Source organism: Actinomyces sp. S6-Spd3 (genome assembly GCF_000758755.1).
Lineage (GTDB): Bacteria > Actinomycetota > Actinomycetes > Actinomycetales > Actinomycetaceae > Pauljensenia.
In genome coordinates this window covers 212,397-232,574 of sequence record NZ_JRMV01000272.1, presented here as the reverse complement: position 1 = coordinate 232,574, position 20,178 = coordinate 212,397, and the positions used below count along the sequence as shown (strand labels likewise).

The following is a 20,178-nucleotide window of genomic DNA, read 5'->3' as shown; positions in this document are numbered from 1 at the left end:
GGCTATTGCCATGCATCTCCTACGATTCACATTCGCGAACCATCGGTCATTCCTCGACGAAGCGACTCTTGACCTGACGCGCCCCTCTCTAAATACACTCAAACTCCCAGAGGGGACATCATGGGCTGATCACATCCACCACGCAGACGGTATCTACGGAGCTAATGCATCTGGAAAGACGAATGTCCTCGACGCGCTCCATTACATGCTCGGAGCAATTGGATCTTCTGCAACATCGTGGCTAGACCGCCCGCGTTTCCTTCGGACTCCCTTTGCCCTCACCGTGGAGGCAATTGCCGCTCCAGCCACCTTCGAACTCGAGTTCATCCACGCAGGCAAACGCTACGACTATCGATTTATGACGAACACTGACGGCATTGTCGAGGAGTCACTCCGCGTTGTCAATACTCGATGGAAAGCAATCTTCACACGCACTTCAGACGGACGAGTCAAGGGCCTGAGCGGAATTCCTCGTGTTGCCCCGCGCGAGCTTGTACTGTCACGCTCCGCTCAACTTGGCAATACTGTTCTCCATCCTATCTGGGAAGGGCTGACGAGTGGGTTTGATTTCTATCGTGTAGGAGAACGGGAAGTAGTCGAGCGTCTTGATCACATCGCGCAGCAACTCCGAGACCAAGACATCAGTCTTAACGAACTAGTTACTCTAGCCCGAATCGCAGATACTGGAATTACGCACATTGAAGTAGAAGAACACAAAATTCCTGCAAAGCTTGCTCAGCTAATAGCACGAATGCTTACTCCTGAAGCTGACACTAATCAGGAGGCTGCTGAAGAACAATCTTCAGATGATGTGAAAGATCTGAGTGACTTCATCGCGCGCAACTTCCTCTTCCGCCATGGAGCCGAAGAAGGGAAACTCAGAAGCTCTGACGAATCTACAGGCACCATGGCTTGGATAGCTCTAGGCACTGCCGTCATCAAAGCGCTGAGAGAAGGACAGGTACTCGTCGTCGACGAACTCGGTTCAAGCCTGCATCCACAGCTCTCACGCCTCATGATTGATTGGTTCGAGGATCCAGTAACAAATGCGACCGGAGCACAGCTCATTTTTACAAGCCATGATATGACGCTGCTCGATAGCGGGCGTGGCAATAGAGAGAAGCGTGAGCAGGTGTGGTTCGTCGAAAAGAACAGCGACGGCGCAAGTGAACTCTTCAACCTTGCGGATTTCCCTCTGCAGAGAGGTAGCAACATTGTTAAACAGTATCTTGAAGGTCGCTTCGGAGGAGTTCCTTACACGGTTCCATCACTGATCCACAACCTACTGAACTCTCACACCGAGGAAACGGAGTAAGGATCAATGGTACGACGCAACCGCAGATCTCATCCCTCGAAGCAGATCAAGACTCATTATGCGGTTTTCACAGAAGGACAGGTTACTGAGCCGCTATACCTCGAGCTGCTCCGCCAGTATCTTCGTCCTAAATATGCGACTTTCAGCATTCACGCCATCGGCGGTGAGCCATCGAAAGTGCTAAAGGAATACCGGAAAGCACGGCAACGCGAAGACTTCGACCGAGCAATCCTGATCATAGACGTTGACCAGCACGATAAGCTTGACGAGACATTACGAGAATGCAAGTCCTGCACTGACGTTGACGCAGTTGTCTCCAGTCCATGCTTCGAATTGTGGCTACTCTGGCATGCAATAGACAGGCGAGGACACGTCGAAACCCACGAGTGCGTCAAACTCACACGCAGTCACAATCTTACAAAGGACAAGGCACTTACCGCGAAGTTCCCTATCGAGAGCATCGATGAGGCAATGACTCGGGCGCGCGACGCGTGGCCAAACCCCACACCAAATGAGAAAGGGCCAAACCCCTCATCCGCCATGCCATGGTTCATCGATCTGCTGCTCACGCCACCTAAAGAGAGCTAGCGCAGCCCCTACTCACAGTTCGCTGATCTTCCCACACCAGCGCAAAATCGCCTGCATGACGGCGGCCGCACCATCGTTTTCGACTGCTGCCGCAACAAAATCGCTGTGAACGCGAATCTCCTCGGTGGCACCGCCCATGGCGACCCCGAAGGCCGCCCACTGAATCATGGCAATGTCGTTTGTTCCATCGCCAATAGCGACAGTTCCCTCAACGGGAAGCGAGAGATCCCGTCGGAGTTCATCAAGCCCGCTGGCTTTCGTCACCCCGAGTGAACTGATATCAGCCCACGAGGTCCAGCCAACGAAAACCTCGTGAGTCTTCGCGAAAGGCAGGGCACACAAGATACTTTCGAAAGCATCGCGGTCCAAAGCTGGCTCGCGAATGACGAGCTTGGGCGTGCGCATCGCTTTGAGTTCATCAACGCTCACCAGCTTGGTGTCTTCAACGATCTCCCCTTCGGGAAAACCTGTTGAAATCAAGCGAAGATTACGGTCTTCGACGGCGAAACGCGCATGCGGAAGAGTCTTCAACGCCTCGTCGATGACCTCGGCGGGGGAAAATTCGTGGCGATGCACAATCTCGTAGCCGGCCTCGTGAACGCGAGCAAGGACCGCACCGTTAGAAGCAACGATCCACCCGCGGCGAAAACCGAGCAGCGGGAGAACTGGCAGGACCGCACCCATCGAGCGACCGGTCGCAATGACGACCTGCGCACCGGCGCGACTGAGCGCTGCAATCGATTCAACGACCTGTGCGCTGGCACCGCTGGGACTCAAGATAGTTCCATCGATGTCCAGGGCGACCATCACCTGCGTGATATCACGCGGGAAAGTGGAAGGAAGCGCATTGAGCGCCTCCTCCACAAGTTCCCCGAAAGGACGGGGAGCCTCACCGCTCAGCGGCGCCGTCAAATAGCTGGTCACGCAGCCTCGTTACTTTGCGGCAACAGGCTCAAGAACCTCGAGGCCACCCAGGTAGGGACGCATTGCCTCGGGAACGCGGACCGAACCATCGGCCTGCTGGTGATTCTCAAGAATCGCAACCAGCCAGCGGGTGGTGGCCAGGGTTCCATTGAGCGTGGCCACCGCGGTCATGCCATCTTCGCGACGCTCACGAATACCCAAGCGACGTGCCTGGAAAGTCGTGCAATTCGAGGTCGAGGTGACCTCCATGTAGCGTTCCTGAGTCGGCAGCCAGGCCTCGCAGTCGAACTTGCGGGCAGCAGAAGTGCCCAGGTCACCGGCGGCCGTATCGATCACGCGGTAGGGCAGCTCAACCTTAGCGAGCATCTCTTCTTCCCATGCGAGGAAGCGTGCGTGCTCTTCTTCTGCATCCTCAGGACGGCAGAAGCTGAACATTTCAGCCTTGTTGAACTGGTGGACACGGATAATGCCTCGCGTATCCTTACCAGCCGAACCGGCCTCGCGACGGTAGCAGGTCGACCAACCCATGTAGCGCTTGGGGCCAGCGCTGAGGTCGAGGATCTCATCGGCGTGGTAGCCGGCGAGCGCAACCTCAGAGGTACCCGTCAGGTACAGGTCATCGGCGGGCAGGTAGTAGATCTCTTCGGAGTGCTCGTTGAGGAAGCCCGTACCACCCATGACCTGCGGGGTCACCAGGGTCGGAGTCATCATCGGCACGAAACCGTTGGCGACGGCCTGGTCCATGGCCATGGTCATGAGAGCGAGTTCGAGGCGTGCGCCCACACCCTTGAGGTAGTAGAAGCGAGCACCCGACACCTTCGCACCGCGCTTGGTGTCGATCGCATCCAAGCCCTCACCCAGTGCCAGGTGATCCTGGGGCTCAAAACCTTCGCTTGCGAAATCACGAGGCGCGGGGCCCTCGTGGCGCAGGACAACGAAGTCTTCCTCGCCGCCGACGGGAACGCCATCAAGGACCAGGTTCGGGAGCAGGCGGGCCAGGCGATCGGCCTCGGCATCGGCAGCGTTTGCGGCAGCCTCGGCAGCCTTCACCTCATCGGCCAGTTCCTTTGCGCGTGCAAGGATCGCAGGGCGTTCCTCCGCTGAGGCGCGACCCACGGACTTGGAGACCTCTTTCTGGGTCGCACGCAGGGCCTCGAAAGACTGCAAGGCCTCGCGACGGGCGACGTCGGCTTCGAGGATCTGGTCAACAAGGGCGGGGTCAGCTCCGCGAGCGCGCTGTGAGGCGCGGGCGGGCTCAGGGTTTTCACGCAATGCACGCACATCAATCATGGGGCCATCTTAGTTCACGCACCCGCGTCAGTGCCGACGAATATCACCGCGTGCGCCGATGTGCCCTTTACACTTGCAGTATGCGTAAGTTTCATCCACCGTCGCCCTACTTGATTGCGCTTGCCGGAATCGCTGGCGCTGGCGTGACGGCTGGTGCTAAATACTTCATTCAATCTCGTGCTCGTCGTGCGCATCGTTCGGCGATTTCACTTCCCCCGGGCATCGCTGAGAATATCCGCCCCTGGGTAGTTTTTAATCCTTCCAAGCACGAGGATCCCCAGGCTTTCCGCAATTCGGTGACCATGGATGCGCGCGCTCTTGGCGTGCGAGACATTCACTTCCTTGAGACCACTATTGAAGATCCCGGAGTCTCTCAGGCGCGAAAGGCCGTGCGCGCAGGTGCGACGCATGTGATCGCAGCCGGCGGCGATGGAACCGTCCGCGCGGTGGCCGCTGGTCTTGCTCACACCGGGGTGCGCATGGGCATCCTGCCCGAGGGTACGGGTAATGTTTTGGCCCGCAATCTTGGGCTTCCCTTGGATTCTCCCCTTGATGCTCTGGCGGTTGCTTTGGGTGAGTCGACCCGCAGCGTTGATTTGGCCTGGCTTCGGATGATCGACCCCGAGGAGCGTTTTTCCCTTCCCTGCGAGGGAAAGCTCCTGTCCGCAGTAACTTTGGATTCTCGTCGTTCCACTGACGAGGCCGCGCTTGCCTTGGACGACGAGTTCCCCTTTGTGACCTTGGCCGGGATGGGCTTTGACGGCGAAACAATGTCGAAGACGGACCCCGAGCTCAAGAAAACTATTGGCTGGGCGGCCTATGTCATTTCAGCGGTGAACTCGCTTAATGTGCCCCGCATGGGTGCGCGCCTGAAGGGAAAGGGAGCTGACGGCAGTGATGTGTCAACACGATTCACTGCGCGCTGCGTTCTCTTTGCAAACTGTGGCGATTTGCCCGTCGTAACCTTGGCTCCCGAAGCTTCCTTGCATGACGGTTTAGTCGATGTCATCGCTGTGGATACGCAGGTTGGTATTGTCGGCTGGGCGCACCTGTCTTTGAAGGTCTTTGGGCAAAGCTTGGGCTTGCCGGCCGTCAATATGCCCGCATCTCCCGCGGAATTGTCATTTAGGCAGCTTACAGAAGGCGAGCTTTCCTTGGATCAAGCTGCCATTGTTGAGGTCGATGGCGATGCGATCGGTCGCTCGCGCAAAGTTGGTGTGCGTATCGACCAGGGTGCGCTGCTGATCGCGGGCTGAACACTGCCGGGTAAGCAGCGCCGGGTAGACACCGACTGAAGGCCACCTCCCTCTCCCCCTTTCCCTCCTCCCCCACACACATTCCTGGTTTAGCTCACCCATTCCGGGTCTATTGCCGTTTTAAGACGGTAGGTGAGCGAGCTAAACGAGGAATGGGTGAGCGAAAACCGTCTGTCATGCGCGGATTTCGAAGGCCAAGCTAGATACCGTAGACAACAAAAAGGCCCAGCCGAAGCTGGACCTTTAGTGGTGGAGCTAACGGGACTCGAACCCGTAACCCCCTGCTTGCAAAGCAGGTGCGCTACCAATTGCGCCATAGCCCCAAAGGGGTTCCCCAGAATTACGCCTGCGAGACGTCATCCGTAAGGGATGTCCACAGTTCCTCATTGTCGGAGAGATCCTGGCAGATCTGCCGGACCACAAGCCCCACTGCAGCGACACAAGCCACTAGCGAAAGAGTCTTCACAAACTTCTTCATGGGAGCCTCCGCTCAATTGTTCCTGCGGATGGTGGGCCTAGGTGGGCTCGAACCACCGACCTCAGTCTTATCAGGACTGCGCTCTAACCTACTGAGCTATAGGCCCATTGCCATGCCGAAAGGCACGCGTTAAATAGTACATGCGAGCGGGCGTTCGCGCCAAATTGTTGATCGTGACGTCGCCCACTCATTGCTGGCAGATGCTGCTATCGCCCGGAATCACTTGCAAAGCTCGAGCTAGCGGCTGCCGCCGCAGTAGGCAAAACACAGGCCCGGGGGTATTGATGTCCCCATCAATACCCCCGGGCCAACGAGCTCGAATGCCCGATCAGTCATCCATCAATGTGACCTTGATGCCACCGACGAGCGAAGCGACCAGGTTGTACAAGAATGTGCCCAGTGCCGACAAGGCGGTCAACATGACGACATTCATCACAGCAATCAAAGTCGCGTAGGCCATGACCTTCGGAAGCCTGACGTAGTCCAGAAGCGAAACCATCTGCGAAGCTCCGATGGACTGCAGGAAGCTCTCTGCCGACGCGAAGACATGCATCGCATTGAGCATGAGCCACAAGATCAACACTGCGACCACCATGGCGATTCCCAGTGCAACACTGAGAAGGAAAGCCACCTTCATGACTCCCCAGGGGTCCACTCGCACAATCGCGAGGTCTACCTGACGGGGAAGATCATCGCGGTCATTGGATGCGTGATCACTCATTCCTGAACCTCCTGTGAGTCGTCATGCTCTGACGCTACATCCTGTGCGGGGGTTTCGTCACTATTTTCGCCGACACCCACCTGAGAGTTTTCCTCTTCTGAGGTCGACTGCTCGCCATCCTCTTCGTCAATGTCGCGCTCAGGATTGCGCGTCACTGCAATGATTCGGTCATTCTCATCGGGGCGAGCAAAGATCACACCCATGGTGTTACGAGCGGTCGGGCGAACATCGGAAGCATTGACCTGGACAAGCTTGCCGGACTCGGTAATGACCATGATGTCTTCTTCAGGATCCACAACCAGCGCGCCAATAAGTCCACCACGTTCTTCAACAAGGCGACCCACGCGCACGCCCATGGTTCCACGGCCCTTGGTCGGGTACTCCTCAATCGGAGTGCGCTTGGCATAACCGGACTCCGTCACAATGAGCAGGTCCGTGCCTTCACGCGGGACATCCATGGTCAAGAGCTCATCGTCGCCGCGGAACTTCATGCCGCGCACACCCGAGGTCGAGCGGCCCATGGGCCGCAACTGCTCATCCGTTGCCGCGAAGCGAACGGCCTGACCATCACGCGAAACCAGCAGCAGATCATCATCTGCGTTAGCCAGCTGAGCGGAGACCAACTCATCGGGGTTGCCCTCTTCGTCCTCACGCAGGTTAACGGCAATGATGCCGCCGCTTCGCGGAGAGTTGTACATCTCCAGCGGGGTCTTCTTCACCAGGCCGGACTTTGTTGCCAGCACCAGGTACTGTGCGTCCTCGTAAGTACGGATCGCCAAGACCTGTGCGATGCGCTCCTCGGGCTGGAAGGCCAAGAGGTTTGCTACGTGCTGGCCCTTGGCATCGCGACCGCCTTCGGGAATCTCGTAGGCCTTCGCGCGGTACACGCGACCGAGGTTCGTGAAGAACAGCAGCCAGTGGTGCGTGGTCGTGACAAAGAAGTGCTCCACCACGTCATCGCCGCGCAACTGGGTCCCGCGAACGCCCTTACCGCCTCGTTTCTGGGAACGGTAATTGTCGGTGCGGGTGCGCTTTGCGAAGCCATCGCGGGTGATGGTGACGACAACATCTTCTTCGGGGATGAGGTCTTCCATCGACATCTCTCCGTCGAAGGGAACGATGGTCGTGCGGCGCTCATCACCATACTTTTCAACGATTTCACCGAGTTCCTCGGAGATAATCGCGCGCTGACGTTCGGGCTTGGCCAAGATATCCTGCAGATCTTCAACGCGTGCACGCAGTTCGGCGTGCTCGTTCAAAATCTTCTGACGTTCCAGAGCGGCCAGGCGGCGCAGCTGCAGAGCCAAGATCGCGTCGGCCTGGATCTCGTCGACATCGAGCAACTCCATCAAGCCGCTTCGCGCCTCGTCGACCGTGGGCGAGCGACGAATCAGGGCAATAACCTCATCCAATGCATCCAGGGCCTTGAGGTAACCGTCCAAGATGTGCAGACGCTCTTGAGCCTTGCGCAGGCGGAATTGCGTGCGGCGAACAATCACGTCGATCTGGTGAGCAACCCAGTGACGGATAAAGCCATCAATCGACAGGGTTCGCGGAACACCGTCGACCAGCGCGAGCATGTTTGCCGAGAAGTTCTCTTGCAGGGAGGTGCGCTTGTAGAGGTTGTTCAAAACAACCTTCGCAACAGCGTCACGCTTCAAGACAATCACCAAACGCTGACCGGTACGTCCCGAAGTCTCATCGCGAATATCCGCGATGCCCTGGATCTGACCGTCGCGAACTAGCTGAGCGATCTTGTCAGCGAGGTTGTCGGGGTTGACCTGGTAGGGCAGTTCGGTGACCACCAAGCACTGGCGTCCCTGGATCTCTTCAACGCTAACAACGGCTCGCTGAGTGATGGAGCCGCGTCCCGTACGGTAGGCATCCTCAATTCCACGGTGGCCCAAAATCGTTGCGCCGGTTGGGAAATCGGGGCCGGGAATGAGCTTGATCAGAGCGTCAAGCAGTTCTTCGCGCGAGGCCTCGGGGTTGTCCAGCGCCCACTGCACGCCGCGTGCGACTTCACGCAGGTTGTGCGGGGGGATTCGGGTGGCCATACCGACGGCAATACCTTCCGAACCATTGACCAAGACGTTGGGGAATCGGGAGGGAAGAATGGTCGGTTCCTGGTTGCGGCCATCGTAGTTGTCCTGGAAATCAACGCATTCTTCGTCGATATCGCGGACCATTTCCATGGCCAGGGGTGCCATCTTACATTCGGTGTAACGGGGTGCTGCCGGGCCGAGGTTACCGGGGGTACCGAAGTTACCTTGGCCTGCCACCAGCGGAGCGCGCAGCGACCAGGGCTGCACGAGGCGTGCGAGCGCGTCGTAGATCGCCGCGTCACCGTGCGGGTGGTAGTTACCCATGACGTCACCGACGATACGCGATGACTTGGAGAATGAAGAGGTGGGACGGTAACCACCGTCGTACATCGCGTAGAGAATGCGGCGGTGCACGGGCTTGAGTCCGTCACGAACGTCGGGCAGCGCGCGCCCGACGATCACGCTCATTGCGTAGTCGAGGTAGGAGCGCTGCATTTCCTTTTGCAGGTCGACCTGGCGAATACGTTCGATGTCGCGGATGTGTTCGGCATCGACTGTCTGTTCGTCGCTCACTTTGGTCCTTCGTTTCGTTTTCTACTGACGAGGCCGCACGTGTGTGGCCCCGTCGCTGGGCTTTAGATGTCGAGGAAGCGCACGTCGGTGGCGTTGCGCTGGATAAACGTGCGGCGCCTCTCGACGTCGTCACCCATCAAGATGGTGAAGGTCTCATCGGCATCTGCTGCATCTTCGAGAGTGACCTGCTTGAGGATGCGGTGCTGAGGATCCATGGTGGTTTCCCACAGCTCGTGATCATTCATCTCACCCAGACCCTTGTAGCGCTGGATGCCGCCTTCCTTGGGAAGCCTGCGGTTTGCTGCAGCTCCCGCGGCAAGCATTTCGTCGCGTTCCTTGTCCGAGTAGGCGAATTCGTGCTCCGCATTCGACCACTTGATGCGGTACAGCGGAGGCATAGCGATGAAGGTGTGTCCCTGTTCGACCAGGGGACGCATGTAACGGAAGAGCAGCGTGAGCAACAGGGTTGCAATGTGCTGGCCGTCCACGTCGGCATCCGCCATGATGACAATCTTGCCGTAACGCAGCTTCGACAGATCGAAATCCTCACCAATTCCGGTGCCGAAAGCCGTAATCAGAGAGCGAATCGTATCCGAGCTCAGGGCGCGGTCCAGGCGAGCCTTTTCCACGTTCAAAATCTTGCCTCGGATCGGCAAAATTGCCTGGTGTTCGGGGTCGCGTCCGCCGACGGCCGAACCGCCTGCGGAGTCACCCTCGACGATGAAGATTTCGCATTCTGAGGGCACTCGCGAGGAGCAATCGCGCAGCTTGCCGGGCATCGAGGCCGACTCCAGAACGCCCTTACGGCGGGTCGCCTCACGCGCCTTTCGTGCGGCAACGCGAGCGGCCTGAGCGGCCTGACCCTTCGAAATAATGGCTTTCGCGTCTGCGGGGTGCGCGTCGAACCAGTCGGTGAGCTTGGAGTAGACCTGCTGTTGAACGAAAGTACGAGCTTCGGTGTTTCCAAGCTTCGTCTTCGTCTGGCCTTCGAACTGGGGCTCGGTGAGCTTGATGGAGATGACGGCGGTGAGGCCTTCACGCACATCGTCACCGGTGAGGTTGTCATCCTTGTCGCGGATGATTCCCTTTTCGCGCCCATAGCGGTTCACCAGCGAAGTCAGCGCCGTACGGAAGCCTTCTTCGTGCATGCCACCTTCGGTGGTGTTGATCGTGTTTGCGAAGGTGTGAACCGAGGAGGAATACGAGGTGGTCCACTGCATGGCGATTTCCACGCTCATGGTGCCCTCGTCGTTTTCCGCTTCGAAGTCGATGATGTCAGCGTTAATAGCTTCGGTCTTCTTCGCTGAATCCAGGTACTCCACGTAGTCACGCAGACCGTGCTCGTACATGTAGGAGACCTGGCGGAATCCCTTGTGCTTTTCTTCCGAGGCCTGCTCGTCGCCCGCGATTTCGTCGCCTTCGCCGGTGGCGCTTTCGCGCTCATCGGTCAAGGTAATGCGCAGTCCCTTGTTGAGGAATGCCATCTGCTGGAAACGCTGACGCAGGGTCTCAAAATCGAAAACGGTCGTCTCAAAGATTTCGGGATCCGGGTAGAAGGTTTGCGTCGTGCCGGTCTCGTGGGTTTCTTCACCGCGAACGAGCTCTGTGATGGGATGACCACCGTTGGCAAAAGACATGCGCCATGCGTAGCCCTGCCGACGAATAACCGTGTCAACGCGCGTTGACAGCGCATTCACAACCGAAATACCCACGCCGTGAAGACCACCGGAGACGGCGTAACCGCCGCCGCCGAACTTACCGCCGGCGTGGAGAATCGTCATGACGACCTCAACCGTGGGCTTGTGCTCGGTGGGGTGTTCGTCGACAGGAATACCGCGGCCGTTATCGACGACGCGAATACCGCCATCGGCCAGGATCGTGACCTCAATGTGGTCCGCGTAGCCAGCCAAGGCCTCGTCAACGGAATTATCAACTACCTCGTACACCAGGTGGTGTAGGCCGCGCTCACCGGTTGACCCAATGTACATACCGGGGCGCTTACGCACCGCCTCCAAACCTTCGAGGACGGTAATATCTGACGCGCCGTAGCCGTCGGATCCGTCATCGACTGTTGGTTCTTGCGTTTCAGCCACCTAATGGCTCCCCTCATTCTTCACCCACACGGGTGCGTACTGCCCGAAAATGGCGCAGTATCAATAAAACAACCGTTCCTATTCTACCGAAAAGGCAAGGGGAAAGCCCTGATTGACACCGCTATGAGGGCTAATCACTCACAGGAATAAACCGCGAAATCTAGCGGTTTTTGAGGCTGTGATCAGTCACACGTTCAGAAACTACGCGTAGGTATCTCGAGGACCGCGTCCAGGCACTGATAAACGGCCCTTTTTCCACGAAGGAGAGGCCGGTGGACGCAAGATCACCTGCTGAACAACACCCTCACCCACGGCCTCGGCAATATTGCGCTCAAGCTGGGGAAGAAAGAGCTGAACGTTCTTAAACCAGTTCGTCGAATCGCATTGGACAATGACTCGTCGGTCTTCAATTGCTTCGATCCTGCAGTGAGCAGCAATCTCCTCGCCAGCAATCTGGTTCCACCTCGACATGAGATCCCCCATGCGAGTGTGCTCTTGCCAACCGCGCTGAGCGATGAGGGAATCAACGGTGAGTCCAAGGCGCTTGGGTTCCCGGTACTTTCGGCGCAGTGGTGCCATTCCTGGCATTTTGATCCATCGACTTCCCGCCCGCGAGACAACAGTGGAAAGCGCACTGAATTCACCATCGGGGTCAGCCTCGGAATCAACGCTCACGTCATCAAGCTCGTGCTCATCATCGAGCAGAATTTCTTGGGCAAACTCTTCACTTTGACCGCTGATCGAGCGGCGTCGAGTCCGCAAGGGCACGCGGTAGTGTCCCTGGGCTTGTGCTCTGGCTTGTGCACGCCGTAGTGCTGCAGAGGCGTATTCAAAATCGGAAAATTCACTCATCACCGACCACCGTTCCAAGCTCAGGATCCCAGTGAACAGCATGAGTCTGAGCGTGCAATTCTGGCGGAACATCATCGGCGACAGCTGCCGTGATCAATACCTGTTCCGCTCCGGTAATCATACGTGTTAAACCGGTTCGGCGGGAGGAGTCTAGCTCTGCAAATACATCGTCGAGAATAAGAATCGGGGTGTCACCATCGCGAGAAAGCAACTCGAAAGCACCCAAACGCAGTGAAAGTGCAACCGACCATGTCTCACCGTGGCTTGCATAACCTTTCACCGGCATCCCACCAAGGGAAAGTTTGAGGTCATCTCGATGCGCGCCGACCAGGTTTACCCCTCGTTCGGCTTCCTTCATGCGCGAAGCAGCGAGCAGGTCCTTAAGTTCTTCTTTGAGTTGCGCGGCGCTGGCCTCGGGTGCGCAACTTCCCTGTGAAGCAACGAATTCGATATCCATTTTCCGAGGCGACCCACCGATTTCTTCGTAAGCATCGGCTGCGGGCCTGCGAAGTTTGGCGACGAGGCCGGCGCGAGCAAGGCTCAGTCGGGCAGAGAGCTCAGCGAAGGTCTCATCCCACACATCAATCGTTGAAAAATCGGGGGTATATCCCCTGCGCAGTTGAGACTGCGCGCTTTTCATCAGCGCCGCTCTTTGGCGAGCAACCTTCTCGAAATCATTCTTTACCTGCGCGATCAGCGGGTGCTGTTGAATGAGCAAATCGTCCATGAATTGACGGCGAAGCTGCGGGTCACCGCGAACGATTTGAAGATCTTCGGGTGAAAAGACCACACTTTTGAGAAGGCCCAAGACTTCTCGTGGACGCACCTGAGTACGGTTCACCTTTGCACGGTTGGCTTTGCCGCGGACGATTTCGAGCTCAATAACGGTTTCGCGCTCACCGGCAGTGACGAGTTTGACTCTGACCACTGCACCGCCGGGTTGGGGCTCATCTGCCTCAAGCGGGAGACGCACGAGCGCCTGCTCGGCACTGACGCGGTGCGACGAAAAAGCCGAAAGGTAGGAAATCGCCTCGACGAGGTTGGTCTTCCCCTGGCCGTTGGCGCCCAGAAGCACTGTCGTCCCGGGCGAAAACTCCACTACCGCATGGCGGTATGAACGAAAATCATCCAGCGCAACGTGCGAAACTCGCACACAAACTCCAGATCAGATTCCGTAGCGGATCGGCATGAGCAGGTAGCGGAAATCGGTTGATTCTCCGCCGTCTGCCTTCTCTTGGCCCGTGATGACCGCGGGCTTCGTGGGGTGAGTGAAACCGAAACGAACGAAGTCCGTATCCATCACCGACAGGCCCTCGCTGAGGTACTGGGGATTAAACGCCGTCGCGATGTCCTCGCCTATGAGCTGTGCAGGAACAACTTCGGAAGCCTGAGCATTGTCACCTTGGCCGGCTTCGAGGACAAGCTGTCCATCCGAGAAGGAGAGTCGAACACTGGTCTTGCGTTCGGCAACCAAAGACACGCGCTTGACTGCTTCGAGCAGAGTATGGCGCTCAACAATGGCTTGAATTGTTGTGGTTTCGGGGAAAAGCCTGCGAACGGGCGGGTAATCGCCATCCATGAGGGTCGAGGTTGTGCGTCGTCCACCGGCCTGGAAACCAATGAGTGAGGAGGCACCAGGCTGAGATTCTTGGGACAGACCAACGTCAACCTTTGCACCACTGGTCATCGACTTGGCAACGTCTTGGAGGATCCGTGCCTTCACCAATGCGGCTTCGGACATGTCGGAAACAGAATCCCAGTGAAGTTCACGCATGGCCAAGCGGTAGCGGTCGGTTGCCAAAAGCGTGATGTTGTCGCCGTCGATTTCAACGCGAACTGCAGTGAGCAGGGGAAGAGTTTCATCGCGCGACGCAGCAATTGACACCTGAGCAACGGCCTGTGCAAAAACCTGCGAATCGACAGACCCGGCAACCTGGGGCTGTCCGGGAAGCAAGGGATATTCATCAATGGGCATGACAGCCAAGGTGAAGTGCGAAGAACCGCAAGAAAGTGAAACTTTTTGTCCGTCGACTTCGATGGTGACGGGCTTGTTGGGCAGTGACTTTGAAATATCGGCAAGAAGTCGACCTGAAACTAGGACTTCGCCTTCTTCATCAACGGATGCAGGAATTCGTGAGTTTCCCGAGACTTCGTAGTCAAAGGAGGACAGAGTCAGTTCTTGACCCTGGGCTGAAATACGCATTCCGGCAAGGATGGGGCTTGCAGGACGGGTAGGAAGTACACGCGCTGTCCATGAAACAGCTTCAGCAAGCACGTCGCGGGCGACGGTGAACTTCATGGATTCTCCTTGGAACTGAATAAAGAAATACCGGTTGTTAGTTTAGCTGGCTGTAGGCGTCAAGGAAACTGAAAAATTCGCCGCTGTGGAGTTCACCAGGGGGCTTGAGTGATGCGGGCGAATTTTTGTTATTTGTCTTGAACTTAGTTCGTCTTCGTCATCGGCTATGTGGATAGTGTGGATAAGTGGTTCTTTCCGCTTAATGACAAGAATTTCATCGTGGACGTAGATGTGTATCCGAGTGTGAACGAACTACATCTTTTTGTGGAAGAAATTTTTGTCATTAACGAAGGTCCACAGCCTCCCTTTTCCTGTACACATGTTCACGCTGCGATTTCACCACAGTTTCCACAGCTTCTGTGGATTGCACCGAAAATGGGAGTAATCCGCCATTTAACCCAGTGTCGCTGACTCGCGCGCAGCCTGTTTGATGCGGTTCGTCAATTCAGTGACGTAGTTAAATGTCTCCCTCTTTTCCGCCATCAAGCCGACGATCTTCTTATTAGCGTGCATGACAGTTGTATGGTCGCGTCCGCCAAATGCTGCGCCGATCTTGGGCAGGGACAAATCAGTGAGTTCTCGGCACAAGTACATCGCGATCTGACGTGCTTCGACGACGACATGTGAGCGATCCGAAGACGAAAGCTGATCGATGGTTACCCCGAAGTAGGTCGCAGTCTGACTCATGATCAAAGTAGGTGTCACCTCGGTATCTTGAGGATCCGAAGCGAAGTCCTTGAGGAGCATTTCCGCCATCGATACGGTGACGGGTTCCTTTGACAGGGATTCAAAGGCTGCGACGCGGACGAGCGCACCTTCGAGTTCGCGAATATTCGAAGAAATTCGTTGAGCAATGTACTCCAAGACACGAGGATCCACCTCTATGTTTTCCGCACTCGCCTTCTTCTGCAAAATTGCGATACGCGTTTCAAGATCAGGCGGTAAGACATCGACCAAGAGACCCGCAGCGAAGCGAGAACGAATGCGGTCCTCCAAATCGAGTTCACGAGGCGGAACATCCGAGGTCAGCACGATCTGCTTTCCCGCGTTATAGAGGGAATTGAAGGTGTGGAAAAACTCTTCAACCGTGCGTTCTTTGCCTTGAATGAACTGAATATCGTCGATCAGAAGCACATCGACTTCGCGGTATCGCCGCTGGAACTCTTCGATGCTCTCCTCACGAACGGAGTTAATGAAGTCGTTCGTAAATTCCTCTGAATTCACGTAGCGCACGCGCATCTGCGGGAAAAGCGAAAGCGTGTAGTGGCCGATCGCGTGAATGAGGTGGGTTTTTCCCAGACCGGAATCACCGTGAATAAAGAGGGGGTTGTAGGCGCGACCGGGAGTTTCCGAGACCGCAAAAGCCGCAGCATGGGCGAAGCGATTCGAGGGACCAATCACGAAAGTATCGAAAGTGTGCTTCGGGTTCAGGTGGGTACTAGCGGTGTCGATTGCTAATTGCGGGCTACTTGACGGTGTTGCCTGAGCCGGGGCGGCTTGGTGTGGTGTGGTAGCGCTTGGTTGAACCTGGTCCGAGCCCTCCACCGACGAGGCAACTGGTGAGGGTTGCTCGACTGGTTCGGGTTCGGGTTCAAGCGAGGGGTCAATGGTGACCGCTAGACGAACGCTGCGCCCAAGGATGTTGGTTAGAGAGGCAGTGAGATCAGTCGCGTCGTTGTTTTCGATCCACTTCTTTGTGAAATCGTTGGGAACAGCGATCAAGATCGTTCCGTCAATGTCGCCCAGGGGTTTTGCTGAGCGTAGGAAAGACAAGGTTGCAGGTCTCAATTGGTCTGAGATTTGAGCAAGTGCCTCAGACCATGCCTGAGTAAGGGCATCGATAGACACAAGAACCTCCGGAAACTGACGTGAGATAGGACACGAGAAATGATATCTGTCGAAATCATCTTCCGCCGATAACTCTAATATGATGCCACGTTTTCCACAGCTGGGGATATACCTGTGGATATTTAATCCCCAAATGACATTTGTGTAGTTACAAGACCTCCCCGTTGAGCGACAAAGAAAATGTCTCTATCCGCAGGTTTGTGGATAACTTGCAATGTGGATAACTTACCCCTTATGTATCCACACCTCCTTCCACAGGTGTGGATGGCCTGAATTAAGTGGTTCTTTCGTTGACGGAACGGCGAAAAACCCTTAGGCTGTTGGTTCGTATGTGTTTGTCGTTGAGATAAACACCGTCCATGACCAATTCGAGGAGATATCAGTGACCACCAAGCGGACTTATCAGCCGAACAACCGTCGTCGTTCCAAGACGCACGGCTTCCGCCTGCGTATGAGCACCCGCGCTGGCCGCGCGATTCTGGCTGCGCGTCGTCGTAAGGGCCGCGCCCGCCTCTCCGCCTGAGCTTTCGCGAGGTGTTGCCCCGCTCGAACCGCATGGTGAATCCAGCGGACTTCCGCCTCGCAATCCGAAGCGGATCGCGCGCGGGTCAGCAAAGGCTCATTGTGCATTGTCGAACCGACGAGGAAAGTGATTCACGCCTCGTCGGTTTCGTCGTACCTAAGAGCCAGATCAAGCGAGCAGTTGGGCGCAACCGAGTTAAGCGTCAATTGCGCCATCTCATGGCCGATCGCCTTAGCGCACAGCCTGCCGGTGCCCGCGTCGTCGTCCGAGTAAAGGCCGATGCATTGGGTGTCACTTCGGAGCAATTGGGTGAAGAATTAGATCAGGTTTTGGCCAGGGCATGGAAGAAATGGGATCGATCTCAGGAGGGGCGTGCATGAGCTCTCCTTTCGCGTATATCGCAATCATCCCCGTGCGCGTGTACCAGCGTTTCATTTCCCCACTTTTCGCGCCGCGTTGCCGCTACTACCCCACCTGCTCAAGCTACGCCCTCGGCGCTCTGCGCACTCACGGCCTCGTCAAGGGAACACTATTAGCCATCTGGCGAATCCTTCGCTGTAACCCCTGGAGCCTCGGCGGGGTCGATGAAGTTCCCGCACGCGGCAAATGGACCAGCGAAGCGTGGACGCCACCCCAGGACTGGGCCGGTTACGACGATCCGTGGGCACAAACCCCCATGGGCATGGATCGCACCGATGACAAGACATCGGTCGACACTCTCGAAGACTTCTCGGCGAAGGCCGAGCATCACGCGGACGCAGTGAGCGTCCCCCGCGCATCATAAGGAGATCTCCTGTGGATTCGATTCTCTATCCCTTTGCAGTAGCGGTCGCCTGGCTCTGGGTCAGGATTCACGACCTGCTGTTGCTCGTTGGAATGAACAGCGGTGCAGGATTTACATGGGTCCTGTCCATCGTTCTGCTGACCATTTTGGTGCGCGTGCTGATCATCCCGCTGTACCTCAAGCAGCTCAAGAGCATGCGAGGCACGTCGATTGTTCAGCCTCAGATGCAGAAGATTCAGGCCAAGTACAAGGGCAAGACGGATATGGCCTCCCGCCAGCGCATGCAGCAGGAGATCTCCGAGCTCAATAAGAAGTACGGTGTGAACCCCTTCGCCTCGTGCTTGCCGATGCTCGTTCAGCTGCCGGTTCTCTTCGCGATGTACCGTGCGATCTACGCCATCCACGCCCTGGCAGAAAGCAGCTACCAGGTCGGTTCGCGTCACGTGGACTCCCTGGGTCCGATCACTCAGGCCGTCGCCTCGGAAATCGACTCCTCGCAGGTTTTCGGCGTCCCGCTGTCCCACACGATCCGCGACTCGTCCTTTGCCTCGCTTCCGACGCTGATCTTCGGTGTCTTCATCGTCATCATGGTCGCGACGCAGTTCTTGACCATCCGTCTGACGATGACGAAGAACATGCCGCAGAACCAGGATCCGAACAACCCCATGGTTCGTTCGCAGCGCATGATGATGTACGTCATGCCCTTCATGTTCATCTTCTCGGGCCTGTTCTTCCAGATGGGTGTCGTCATCTACACGACGACCGCGGGCATTTGGGGCTACCTGCAGATGCTGTGGGTCATCAAGAACATGCCGAACCCGAACTCCGCTGCTTACAAGGAGCTCTTGGCCAAGCGTCAGAGTGCCTACCAGACGTGGGCTCGCCCCTTCTTTGCCGATTACGACGAGAAGCGTCGCGTCTTGGCCGATGGTTCCGATGAGCTCAAGGCTTTGAACTCGGCCACTTTGAAGGAATTGCGCGCTCGCGCAAAGCGCCAGAAGGTCGCCTCTGATTTCCCCGAGGTCATGAGCGAGGGAGAGATCGTTTCGATCTACCGCAATCTTTCGATGCAGGAATGGACGACCCTTCCCGACGAGGTGTGGATGCGCGGAGTCAAGGTTGCGACCGAACGTGCGGCGGATCGTCGCGAGGCCGCAGCCAAGCGTGAGGAAGCACAACGTCAGGCACGTACCCGTTCGCCTCGTGCACAGGCGGCCTCCGAGAATCCGAACTCCTCGGTTGATGCTGACGAACTTGAGCGCAAGCGCCAGGAGCGCCGCAAGGCTCGTCGCGCCGCTGCAAAGAAGAAGAAGCGCTGAGCGCGCCACCACAGACCACTCGATGCCCATGGCATCAAACATCCCCTGATGGAGGAAATACTATGAGCGAAGATACGTCCAGCGAGCTGTCGCGCCTGGAGGAAGAAGGCGAACTCGCAGCCGACTACCTGGAAGAGCTTCTCGATATCGCTGATCTTGACGGCGATATTGAAATCGATGTCGAAAATGGCCGCGCACTGGTTGAGATCATTTCCGAGGACCCCTCTGCTCTTGACCACCTCGTTGGCGAGGACGGTGAAGTCGTTTATGCGCTCCAAGAACTGACTCGACTTGCCGTCCAGACCGAAACCGGCGAGCGTTCGCGCCTCATGCTCGACATCGCAGGCTTCCGCGCTGATCGTAAGGCGGATCTGCAGGATCTGACTCACGAGGCCATCGCGCGGCTGCGTGCAACCGGTGAGCCGCAGAAGCTTGAGCCGATGAACCCCTTCGAGCGCAAGGTTTGCCACGACGTTGTTGCCTCTGAGGGCCTGCGTAGCGAATCTGAAGGCGTCGAGCCCCGTCGCCGTGTCGTTATTCTTCCTGCCGAAGAGTCCGCCGCCGACGAGGCCGAGGAGGCCTGAGTGGACACCCTCGCGGGCGGCTCGGGTGAGCTAGAGATTGAACTTGAGGTTCCCGGACCTGAAGTTCGCGAACTTTTCGGCTTGGCATATCCAGATATCGCCGAGTTTGCCAACATGTTGGTTGAAGAGGGAGAGCTTCGCGGACTGATTGGTCCGCGAGAGCTTCCCCGGCTCTGGTCGCGCCACCTCGTGAACTCTGCTGCGGTCCTTGATTTCCTACCCAAGAAGGGACAGGTTCTCGACGTCGGATCGGGAGCCGGATTCCCGGGTATTGTCATCGCTGTATGCAGGCCGAACCTAGATGTTCACCTTGCGGAGCCCATGGCTCGGCGCTGCGTGTGGCTTGCCGATGTTGTTGATGCACTTGGTTTGGATAACGTCACTATTCATCAAGCACGTGCTGAAGAACTCCGAGGTAAGGGCAAGGCAGACGTCGTGACCTCGCGAGCGTTGGCGAATATGACCAAGCTTGTCCGTATGACCTCGAAGTTAATTGCCCCCGGTGGTTCACTGGTTGCACTTAAAGGTCGTCGCGCGGGTGAAGAGGTCGAGGCTGCGCAAGTTGAGCTCAAGCGCCACCATTTGGCTGCCTCGATTCACGAGGTGCCTTCCGTGATGGAGGATGACTCGACCTTCGTTGTCGTCGCGAAGAGAGTTCGCTCGTAGCTTGCCGGGATAGCTCTGGT

The 20,178-nt window shown here is 57.0% G+C and carries 19 protein-coding genes and 2 tRNA genes; 9 read left to right on the top strand and 12 right to left on the bottom strand.

Annotation, left to right across the window (positions count from 1 at the left end; genetic code table 11):
• Nucleotides 1-10 precede the first annotated feature (10 nt).
• Together HMPREF1627_RS03100 and HMPREF1627_RS03095 are read left to right on the top strand one after the other, a co-directional pair.
• Entirely contained in the window at nt 11-1,315 is a 1,305-nt protein-coding gene (locus HMPREF1627_RS03100) for an AAA family ATPase (protein ID WP_034501035.1), read from the top strand.
• A gap of 6 nt (nt 1,316-1,321) precedes the next feature.
• Nucleotides 1,322-1,903, top strand: a complete 582-nt coding sequence (locus HMPREF1627_RS03095) for an RloB family protein (protein ID WP_034501033.1) — start codon at nt 1,322-1,324, stop codon at nt 1,901-1,903.
• A 12-nt stretch (nt 1,904-1,915) separates the two neighbouring features.
• Here HMPREF1627_RS03095 and HMPREF1627_RS03090 read toward each other — a convergent pair whose 3' ends face one another.
• Together HMPREF1627_RS03090 and serS are read right to left on the bottom strand one after the other, a co-directional pair.
• Nucleotides 1,916-2,827, bottom strand: coding sequence for an HAD-IIB family hydrolase (locus HMPREF1627_RS03090; protein WP_034501031.1), 912 nt, complete (start codon nt 2,825-2,827; stop codon nt 1,916-1,918).
• A 9-nt stretch (nt 2,828-2,836) separates the two neighbouring features.
• Nucleotides 2,837-4,117 (bottom strand): serine--tRNA ligase, encoded by a 1,281-nt coding sequence (gene serS, locus HMPREF1627_RS03085; protein ID WP_034501029.1) that lies wholly within the window; start codon nt 4,115-4,117, stop codon nt 2,837-2,839.
• An 80-nt stretch (nt 4,118-4,197) separates the two neighbouring features.
• Between serS and HMPREF1627_RS03080 the strand changes: the two genes are divergently transcribed.
• Entirely contained in the window at nt 4,198-5,373 is a 1,176-nt protein-coding gene (locus HMPREF1627_RS03080; protein ID WP_034501026.1) for a diacylglycerol/lipid kinase family protein, read from the top strand.
• A gap of 247 nt (nt 5,374-5,620) precedes the next feature.
• Here HMPREF1627_RS03080 and HMPREF1627_RS03075 read toward each other — a convergent pair.
• The 10 genes from HMPREF1627_RS03075 to dnaA form a co-directional block, all read right to left on the bottom strand.
• A tRNA-Ala gene (locus HMPREF1627_RS03075) sits at nt 5,621-5,696 on the bottom strand.
• A 17-nt stretch (nt 5,697-5,713) separates the two neighbouring features.
• Nucleotides 5,714-5,851 carry a DLW-39 family protein gene (locus HMPREF1627_RS10560; RefSeq protein ID WP_173656063.1) on the bottom strand — a complete coding sequence of 46 codons (138 nt, stop codon included), beginning with the start codon at nt 5,849-5,851 and terminating at the stop codon, nt 5,714-5,716.
• A gap of 29 nt (nt 5,852-5,880) precedes the next feature.
• A tRNA-Ile gene (locus HMPREF1627_RS03070) sits at nt 5,881-5,957 on the bottom strand.
• Nucleotides 5,958-6,179: 222 nt separating this feature from the next.
• On the bottom strand, nt 6,180-6,572 hold the full coding sequence (locus HMPREF1627_RS03065) for a DUF3566 domain-containing protein (protein ID WP_034501023.1): 393 nt from the start codon (nt 6,570-6,572) through the stop codon (nt 6,180-6,182).
• On the bottom strand, nt 6,569-9,190 hold the full coding sequence (gyrA, locus tag HMPREF1627_RS03060) for a DNA gyrase subunit A (protein ID WP_034501021.1): 2,622 nt from the start codon (nt 9,188-9,190) through the stop codon (nt 6,569-6,571). Before gyrA ends, HMPREF1627_RS03065 begins: the two co-directional genes overlap by 4 nt.
• Nucleotides 9,191-9,252: 62 nt before the next feature.
• Nucleotides 9,253-11,283, bottom strand: a complete 2,031-nt coding sequence (gyrB, locus tag HMPREF1627_RS03055; protein WP_034501020.1) for a DNA topoisomerase (ATP-hydrolyzing) subunit B — start codon at nt 11,281-11,283, stop codon at nt 9,253-9,255.
• A 201-nt stretch (nt 11,284-11,484) separates the two neighbouring features.
• Nucleotides 11,485-12,135 carry a DUF721 domain-containing protein gene (locus HMPREF1627_RS03050; RefSeq protein ID WP_034501176.1) on the bottom strand — a complete coding sequence of 217 codons (651 nt, stop codon included), beginning with the start codon at nt 12,133-12,135 and terminating at the stop codon, nt 11,485-11,487.
• Nucleotides 12,128-13,288 (bottom strand): DNA replication/repair protein RecF, encoded by a 1,161-nt coding sequence (gene recF / locus HMPREF1627_RS03045; RefSeq protein WP_034501018.1) that lies wholly within the window; start codon nt 13,286-13,288, stop codon nt 12,128-12,130. The genes HMPREF1627_RS03050 and recF overlap by 8 nt, the downstream gene beginning before the upstream one ends.
• 12 nt (nt 13,289-13,300) lie before the next feature.
• Nucleotides 13,301-14,434, bottom strand: a complete 1,134-nt coding sequence (gene dnaN / locus HMPREF1627_RS03040) for a DNA polymerase III subunit beta (protein ID WP_034501017.1) — start codon at nt 14,432-14,434, stop codon at nt 13,301-13,303.
• 393 nt (nt 14,435-14,827) lie between these two features.
• Complete coding sequence (gene dnaA, locus HMPREF1627_RS03035; RefSeq protein WP_034501014.1) at nt 14,828-16,282, bottom strand: chromosomal replication initiator protein DnaA; 1,455 nt, start codon at nt 16,280-16,282, stop codon at nt 14,828-14,830.
• A 382-nt stretch (nt 16,283-16,664) separates the two neighbouring features.
• On the opposite strand from dnaA, the gene rpmH reads away from it, so the two are divergent.
• The 6 genes from rpmH (at nt 16,665) to rsmG (ending at nt 20,158) form a co-directional block, all read left to right on the top strand.
• Nucleotides 16,665-16,805, top strand: a complete 141-nt coding sequence (gene rpmH / locus HMPREF1627_RS03030) for a 50S ribosomal protein L34 (RefSeq protein WP_009748181.1) — start codon at nt 16,665-16,667, stop codon at nt 16,803-16,805.
• A gap of 11 nt (nt 16,806-16,816) precedes the next feature.
• On the top strand, nt 16,817-17,185 hold the full coding sequence (gene rnpA / locus HMPREF1627_RS03025; RefSeq protein ID WP_034501012.1) for a ribonuclease P protein component: 369 nt from the start codon (nt 16,817-16,819) through the stop codon (nt 17,183-17,185).
• Nucleotides 17,182-17,589 (top strand): membrane protein insertion efficiency factor YidD, encoded by a 408-nt coding sequence (yidD, locus tag HMPREF1627_RS03020; RefSeq protein WP_034501011.1) that lies wholly within the window; start codon nt 17,182-17,184, stop codon nt 17,587-17,589. Before rnpA ends, yidD begins: the two co-directional genes overlap by 4 nt.
• A gap of 11 nt (nt 17,590-17,600) precedes the next feature.
• The gene (gene yidC, locus HMPREF1627_RS03015; RefSeq protein WP_034501010.1) at nt 17,601-18,908 is read left to right on the top strand and encodes a membrane protein insertase YidC; all 1,308 of its coding nucleotides are present in this window, start codon (nt 17,601-17,603) and stop codon (nt 18,906-18,908) included.
• A gap of 62 nt (nt 18,909-18,970) precedes the next feature.
• Nucleotides 18,971-19,492 (top strand): protein jag, encoded by a 522-nt coding sequence (locus HMPREF1627_RS03010; protein WP_034501009.1) that lies wholly within the window; start codon nt 18,971-18,973, stop codon nt 19,490-19,492.
• Nucleotides 19,493-20,158, top strand: coding sequence for a 16S rRNA (guanine(527)-N(7))-methyltransferase RsmG (gene rsmG / locus HMPREF1627_RS03005; protein WP_034501008.1), 666 nt, complete (start codon nt 19,493-19,495; stop codon nt 20,156-20,158).
• The last annotated feature ends 20 nt before the right edge of the window (nt 20,159-20,178 follow it).